Source organism: uncultured Rothia sp. (assembly GCF_963507905.1).
Taxonomy (GTDB): Bacteria; Actinomycetota; Actinomycetes; order Actinomycetales; family Micrococcaceae; genus Rothia.
The window spans coordinates 60,842-68,275 of record NZ_CAUOUU010000012.1 but is presented as its reverse complement, the minus strand read 5'-3'; the positions used below and the strand labels follow the sequence as shown (position 1 = coordinate 68,275).

Here is a 7,434-nt window from a genome sequence, read left to right as displayed (position 1 = left end):
GCATAACCCAACCCGAAGGACACAAAACGATTACACCACTCCACAGTACTTGACCTGAGCAAGAGCACGTTCTACAGTTGACGCATAAGTTCAAGGAGGTTCGCATGACCGCTTACGACCACTCGTCGGGGTACACCTACGGCACCGATGCCGTCCCCACGTCTCCGCTCACACTCGAGGATCTACGCCAGATTGAGGCCGCCGCGCACGTCCAGCCCGGTGACGCAGAGCTGCTCGCGCGAGCAGAACCCATCCTGGCGCCGCATGCCATGGAAATGGTCGACACGTGGCGCGGGATTTTGGCTCAAAAGACCTACCTGGCAGCACATTCCGCGCATCCGGATGGACAGCCGAACCCCGAGTACGCGCAGGCGTCAAAGCCCCGATTCGCCCAGTGGATCATCGACATGTGCACGCGCGAGCGGGATCAGGCGTGGTTGGACTACCAGTACCTGATTGGAGCTCGACACATGACCGCGGCGAAGAACGCGGCGGATGGGGCGGACTCGACGCCATTCGTGCCTCTGCGCTACGTGCTCGCCTTCATCGCGCCGACTGTGGAGGTCGGGCACCGTCTCCTGGCGGAGGGCTTCGAGGGCGCAGAACTGGACGCTGTCCGTGACGCGTGGACTCGCGCTGTGACTGTCGCCGTGACAGTGTGGGCGTATGCCTACCGCGATCACCCCGAGCAATTCTGATCCGGCGCTCGCCACCTACGACTCCCCCATCGGCCGCCTCACGCTTGATAGCGGTGTATTCGTCTTTCGCACTCTCTGACTGCTCTCCCTGGAAGCCTCAGTGGCTTCCAGGGAGAGCTTTCTTTCTGGGTTATAGGACACTACGTGTTGCTGGTTGGGTGACTTTTCGGCTTTCTGGTGCGGGAAAGTCACTCTTTCAGTTGGTCGTGTTTGCCTCGTTCCTGTGAATACTGCATCGTGCTCTGTGTGTGGCTGCCCCATGATCCGTCACGGTAAGAAGTCAACAGGAGGTCCTTTGAAGATCGCGGTGGTAGAAGTCCGCTCATCATCAAGGACCTCGACCTCTACCCACAACCCCCGACCAATACCTGGTCACCCACACTCAACTCGGAAGAGCCGGAAATAGCCTTCGTGATAGCGGAATAAAACGAAGGTGTGGAACTTGCAAGGACCGATCTCAAACTGGGATTCGATAGAACAGTTTAGCAAACGCTGACTTCGCTTTGCCGTCACTTGGAAACCTATCCGTTGGAAGTGCAGCTATCCTCACATACGCTTTTCCAAGTGAAGTATAGCTATGCACGTTTCACCGACGTTAGTAAAAACCCCGAACATATCGCAGCCAACAGAAACCCGGTAGAAAATATATAGGAGCCAAAGGTGGCGCCTTTTAAAATCCAAGTCGTGGGAACGACAGCAAACAAGATCGGTGAGTTCGCAAAATCACCTGTGCTAATCGGAAGACCTGCCACCACAAAAAAGATGATAACAATCCATGAAACTAATGAAGTAGTCCAAAGCCGAAGCGCAAAACAGGCCAGAGTTAGCACAACCGAAGAGAAAACAAGTACTAAAGCAGTATGACTCGACAGTCGCTCATTAACAAGCTCGCCAATGATAGAGACATAAAGCAGACTCAAACAAAGGTTAACTACTTATGCGAGAAGCAGCGATTTAGCAATGAACCGGAGCAGAACTTTATCGTGAATACTAAACGAGACGTACGAGGCAGGGACCTTAGCATGCGACAAAGCTAGACCTGCCGTGGCAATTGGGAGCATGATGAGTAACGCGGATTGCGCTACGGCAATGGTATTTCCATAACGGAGAAACAGCAGCGGAAGAACTAGTGCACCGAGATAAGCGATCGTGACCCAACGAATGATTGCAATTCGCTCGATAGAACACAAAGACTTCATTTTCTTACTGCTCCTTTACTTCGAAACCTAGCCACAAGAACATAGGTAATAATTAGGATTGGTACCGGGATAAGCGCAGAGAAACCGAAATTTGATTGCTCCTGGATATCTACGAACGAGATTGCGGTACCATTGAGATTCAGCCCTACGGAGTGGAGGGCGTTTGATATGTATGGGGTAGCATTGTCAGCTAGGTTACCGGGTAGCACTATCCAGAAGTACAGAAGAACACCTGAAATTACCGCGGCAGTCGGAGGTTTTGAGAGACTTTCTAATGTCGAGTAGATCAGAGCAATTAGTATACTTTGGAAGGTAAGAAAGCAAAGCAGGGTTGCTAGCCCAGAGTGCATTTTCGAACCAGACAAAACCATTGTTAGATCGAATAGCAGCACACTAAGTAGGTTTACAAGAACTATTGAAAGTGTTCGACAGATGGTGCGTAGGACGCTAGGCAACCAGGCAATGTATACCTGCTGAGGCAAACCCCCGTAGTGGACCTTGGAAACCCTAGCATCAAGTATAAAGAGTAATGCGAGGGAAATTAGTGGCTGCGTTCCAGTAAAGAAGAAGCTGTATCCCCCTGTTATTGGAGTTCCGCTTGCCTCACTTGAAATCCATGCACCGAGGAATAGTGACGCCATTGAGCCCAAGATAGCCGCGAGAAAATACCAGATGTTCCAATAGTAAGTAAGCAAAGCACGGATAGCTGAAGTAATTCGCATGGTCCTACCCCCGGTGATATAGGTCCGCGAGATTCACGCCGTTGAGGTCGGGGATATGCAAAGCTTTGCCGTTACGAACTACGACACACTCATCCGGGACGCCTTGAATCTCATGGAGGAGGTGCGTTGATATTACAACGCAGTTCCCTTCGTCCCGATAACGACGAAGCGTCGCAGACAAGGAGATCATGCCATCTGGATCCAAACCATTCTGTGGCTCATCAAGGAACAAAAATCTTGGTCTAGATAATAAAGCAAGACAAAGCTCCAGCCGTTCCTTCATGCCGGTCGAGTAGTCCTTGGCTTTCCGCCCGTGGGCAGCGCGGACGATGCCCACACTATCCAAGGCCGACTCAGGATCAACATCCAGACCCCAGAATGCCGCGACGACCTGTACATTTTGTTTACCGCTCAGATACGGAAAGTAGCTTGGATGGTCGATTGCAGCTGACATTTCGCTAATGTCTGTCTGATCGTATCTAATGTGGCCACTTACTGGTTTTATCCGACCAAGGAGCGTTTTCATTAAGGTGGTTTTACCTGCCCCATTTGGTCCAAGGAGGCAGATTATCCTGCCAGTATTTAGCTGCAAGTTAATGCCGCTCACTACTGGGGAATTCTTGTACCCAACCGACAAATCAGTTACCGATATAGCTGGCATGGCCTACCTTTCAAAGAAAACGGCCCTGGAGGTAAGGCCTAGGATGCCTTCCCTCCAGGGCCGACTGCTGCGACAAAGCTACTAACCACTTGCAGCCAACAGAGATGCCGCAGCCGTTAGCACACTGGGCAGTGAAGCATGCAATGCCACCCGTCGGGCACCCAGGGGCGCACAGGAACTTCGAGGTGATGTGAGGACAAACAGCTTCCTCAACCTCTTCAACACGGGTGTCAAGGTCAACGGTGACCACGACTTCTCCAAGCTCTCAGAATCTGAACATATTCAGGTAACAGAAAGTTACCCGCACTGCTATGATACAACGATGCAAGATTAGTAGGGGCAACTTTCAGAATGTTCAGGTCGCAGGTTCAAATCCTGTCCCCGCAACGGATAACTCCCGATAGCTTAGCTATCGGGAGTTTTTTTATTCCCTAAAACCCGTACTCCCGCCGACCTGTCTCCTTCTGCTGTCCTCCCGTCACCTTCCGACCGCCGGTCTGCCTTCTTTCGCCACCTTCCTGCACCTTTCCTGTCGGCGACCTGTCTTCATTTGCCGCCTACTTTTCTTCTTCTTGTGCTACCTTTCTGCCGCCTGCTGGGCGGCTTTCTTTATATCTCCTGCCTCTCCGTATCTCCTGCCTTCTGTAATCTGCGGAGGGGGTCTTCTGAACCTTGTCGGGGCGGTGCTTCGGGGAGACTGATGGGGGGGGCAGCCTGCTGCCCCTTCCGGGGTGCTTGAGGTGGATCTTTCGGCCTCTCGAAACCCCTCTTGAAACCTCCTCACGGAATTTCATAGAACCGTCGTGAAAGTACCCTGGACTGGTTTCGGAACGTCTCCCGATGCGTCTTTCGAGGTATTCCTCAGTCCGTCTATCGGGGCTTCAAGCGGGTGTGCCCATGGGGGTGGTGGAGTCACTTCCGAGCGGTTGCTGGAGGGTGGTTACGCCTTCTTGAGACGCTGCTTTTGAGCTCCTTGAAAGGGGATCTGAAAGGGGTCCTGAAGGGGGCTCTGGGGCGGGTCTCAAGAGCGTGATGAGGGGTCCGATAGGATGCCTGGGTGGGGGAGTGGCGAGGGGGCTGTTTTTGCCTCAAAGTGCATTCTCAAAGTGGAATATGCGAAAGGTGCCTATATTCCGGGCTTGGAAATCACCCGTTTTGCCCCGGAATTCCGCGGTTTTTGGCAAAAATTGGGCTTCGAGTGCAACAATTCACTCTGAAAGTGATTGTAATCACATACGAAACATTCAAGTTAATTGTAGAGTTTTTTGAAACTCTTTCAAAAAACGCTCAAAAACCCCGGAAAATCAAGGAAAAATAGCCCATTCAACCTCTACTTGAGGGTGATTCAAGTTAAACTAGAAGCTTAGAAAAAGCTCTTGTTAAGATTGAATCTTGTTCGATACCCAAAAATAGCCCCAAAAAACCGCTGGAAAAGGCTTTTTGACCTGGTAGCTTTGAGTACGTGGTCACCGCGGTCCGCCGCGTAGCTCTCCGGATCCACACCGCACCCCTCCATCACATGAGGACATCCCCGCAACACACATGGGGATGGTTGATGGAAGCGTCTCGTGCGGCGTCACATCCGCGGGCCGACCGCCTATAGGCTTCTCACCTATAGGCCACCTATCACTCAACCACTCACGGGCGTTCACGCCCCAGAAACACCAACAACGAGGACAACCCCATGGCACTTCGCCCCCGCACTATTAAGGCTGGCTCTCTCGCAGCCATCGCTGTACCCTCCGTGCTCGGTAGCACCCTGGTAGCACCCGCTTCCGCTTTTGCACCCGTCGTTCAGGACATCCCCGGCGCAGCTACCGCAACCCAGGCTCCGAAGTCTCTGTTCACCTCCACCGTGCAGCCGACCCTCTCTCAGGTCGCCGTGCAGATCCGCCAGCAGGCAGAGCAGGTAAAGCAGGCTCAGCAGGCTCCCGCAACGACCGCGGTTCAGCCCATCCAGAAGACCTACACCGCCCAGGCAACCCAGCCCGCACAGGTAACCCAGCAGGCGACCCCCTCGGCTACCTTCCAGTCCGCACAGACTGCACAGGCTACCCAGGCGGCATCCGGTGTGGCGGCAACCCGCACCAACCAGACTTTCCTGTCGTACACCTCCCCGGCGGGTACTACTTCGCAGTACCACGTTTACGCTGAGGGTGTGGACTTCTCCAAGCCCGTTGGTGTGGTCTTCTACTTCGACGGCGACTACTGGCGTAACGACCAGTCCAAGGTCTACGACCCCTCCGGTGAACTGGCTCAGATGGCTGCATCCGCAGCGGCACAGAACATGCTCTTCGTGCCCGTCATCTCCCCGGACACCAACCGTTACGATGCTGGCGTGAGCTGGTGGGAAGACATGGAGCGTAACGGCGAGTTCTTCCGTTCCTTCGCTTCCTCCTTCATCGCGGCTAACGGCGTGGACTCCTCCAACGTGTGGACCATGGGCTACTCCGGTGGCGCTGAGTTCATCACCTACGAGCTGAACACCAAGCCCCAGACCTGGCGCAATGGTGGCGGCTCCATTATGGTCGCTGGCGGCGGCCTGGACGAGGGTACCCCCTCGGCTGCGCTGAAGTCCCAGCCCATGTTCTGGTACGCAAACTCGAACGACGGTACCGGTGAGACCTACCCGCAGACCTGGAGTGCACGAGGCGCCGTTGAGGGCGGCTACGACGCCTACCTGGCTGCTGGCTACACCAATGCTTCCGCGACCGTTCTGAACGGCTCGGGCCACTTCGACTACAACTTCTCGCAGATTCTGAGCAACTCGCTCTCCAAGGGCAAGGCAACCGCCGCTCCCAAGGTCGAGCAGAAGGCTGAGCAGAAGACCGAACAGAAGTCTGAGCAGAAGCAGCAGAGCACCCAGCGCGCCCGCACCATGAGCTCCGCAACCTACCAGAGCTACACCTCCCCGGCGGGCACCACCTCGCAGTACCACGTGTACGCGAACAACCTGGACTACTCCAAGCCCGTCGGCGTGGTCTTCTACTTCGACGGTGACTACTGGCAGCGTGACGAGTCCAAGGTCTACACCCCCGACGGGGGCATGCTCGCGGCAATGGGTAAGATTGCTAACGCCCGCAACATGGTCTTCGTGCCGGTCATTTCCCCGGATACCAACGCATCCGGTGCCGGCATCACCTGGTGGGAAGACCTGGACGCTAACGGCGAGTACTTCCGTTCCTTCGCGAAGTCCTTCGTGAGCGAGAACAACCTGGACGCTTCCCAGGTGTGGACCATGGGCTACTCCGGTGGCGCTGAGTTCATCACCTACGAGCTGACCGACCACAACACCTCCTGGCGTAACGGCGGCGGCTCCATCATGGTCGCCGGTGGCGATTCCGACGGCTCCGTGGACGCTGACGCAACCACCAAGGCATCCCCGATGTACTGGTGGGTTGGCGCGAAGGACACCTCCGGTAACACCTACCCCGTCACCTGGAGCGCACGAGGCGCCGTCGAGTCCGGCTACAACGCATACCTTGGCGCAGGCTTCTCTGACGCCCGCGTGAAGCTGATTGACGGCTTCAGCCACCACGACTACGACCTGCCGCACATCCTGGCGTCCTCCCTGGACTTCGCGGGTAAGACCCCCGCGCTGGGCTACAGCGACCTGTCCGACTCGAACCCGAACTACAACGAGATCAGCTGGAACTCTGACCACCGCATCATGCTCGGCTTCGCGGACGGCACCTTCCGCCCGAACGCATCGGTCAACCGTGCGCAGCTGGCAACCTACCTGTACCGCGTGGCTGGTCGCCCCGCAGTGAACGCACCGGCTGTTTCGCCGTTCAACGACGTTCCGGTCAACCACCCCGCGTACAAGGAAATCTTCTGGCTGAGCCAGCAGGGCATCAGCGGTAGCGACTTCCGCCCCCTGGAGGCCGTCACCGAGTCCACCATGGCTGAGTTCATGTACCGTGCTGCTGGCTCCCCGGCACAGGCTCAGGGCGGCTACGCGTCCCAGGCTCTGGCTTGGACCGCCTCGAACGGCATCGGTACCGGTTCCACCTCTTCGGACGCGGTCACCCGCGCCGCTATGGCAGGCTACCTGTACATTTACGCGAACTAGGCTCGCACCCCTTAACGCAAAAAGAACCGCCCCGTTCCTGAGGTTCAGGAACGGGGCGGATCTTTATAGGTTTAGCTCAACG

4 protein-coding genes are annotated in these 7,434 nt (G+C 55.7%); 2 read left to right on the top strand and 2 right to left on the bottom strand.

Features of this window, described 5'->3' with window-relative positions; all coding sequences use genetic code 11:
• Positions 1-104 precede the first annotated feature (104 nt).
• Positions 105-698: a protoglobin domain-containing protein gene (locus RQ593_RS07900; RefSeq protein WP_005505324.1), complete on the top strand. Its 594-nt coding sequence runs from the start codon at positions 105-107 to the stop codon at positions 696-698.
• A 1,925-nt stretch (positions 699-2,623) separates the two neighbouring features.
• Here RQ593_RS07900 and RQ593_RS07895 read toward each other — a convergent pair.
• Both RQ593_RS07895 and RQ593_RS09475 read right to left on the bottom strand, forming a co-directional pair.
• On the bottom strand, positions 2,624-3,226 hold the full coding sequence (locus tag RQ593_RS07895; RefSeq protein WP_239663304.1) for an ABC transporter ATP-binding protein: 603 nt from the start codon (positions 3,224-3,226) through the stop codon (positions 2,624-2,626).
• A gap of 64 nt (positions 3,227-3,290) precedes the next feature.
• A complete protein-coding gene (locus RQ593_RS09475; RefSeq protein WP_005505332.1) occupies positions 3,291-3,530 on the bottom strand; it encodes a gallidermin/nisin family lantibiotic in 240 nt (79 codons plus the stop codon).
• 1,434 nt (positions 3,531-4,964) lie between these two features.
• Between RQ593_RS09475 and RQ593_RS07890 the strand changes: the two genes are divergently transcribed.
• Positions 4,965-7,352: an S-layer homology domain-containing protein gene (locus RQ593_RS07890; protein ID WP_311450261.1), complete on the top strand. Its 2,388-nt coding sequence runs from the start codon at positions 4,965-4,967 to the stop codon at positions 7,350-7,352.
• The last annotated feature ends 82 nt before the right edge of the window (positions 7,353-7,434 follow it).

What these genes read in the sequence shown, in the direction of transcription:
- RQ593_RS07900 (WP_005505324.1), top strand. Translation starts at nt 105, where the DNA reads ATGACCGCTTACGACCACTCGTCGGGGTACACCTACGGCACCGATGCC.
- RQ593_RS07890 (WP_311450261.1), top strand. Translation starts at nt 4,965, where the DNA reads ATGGCACTTCGCCCCCGCACTATTAAGGCTGGCTCTCTCGCAGCCATC.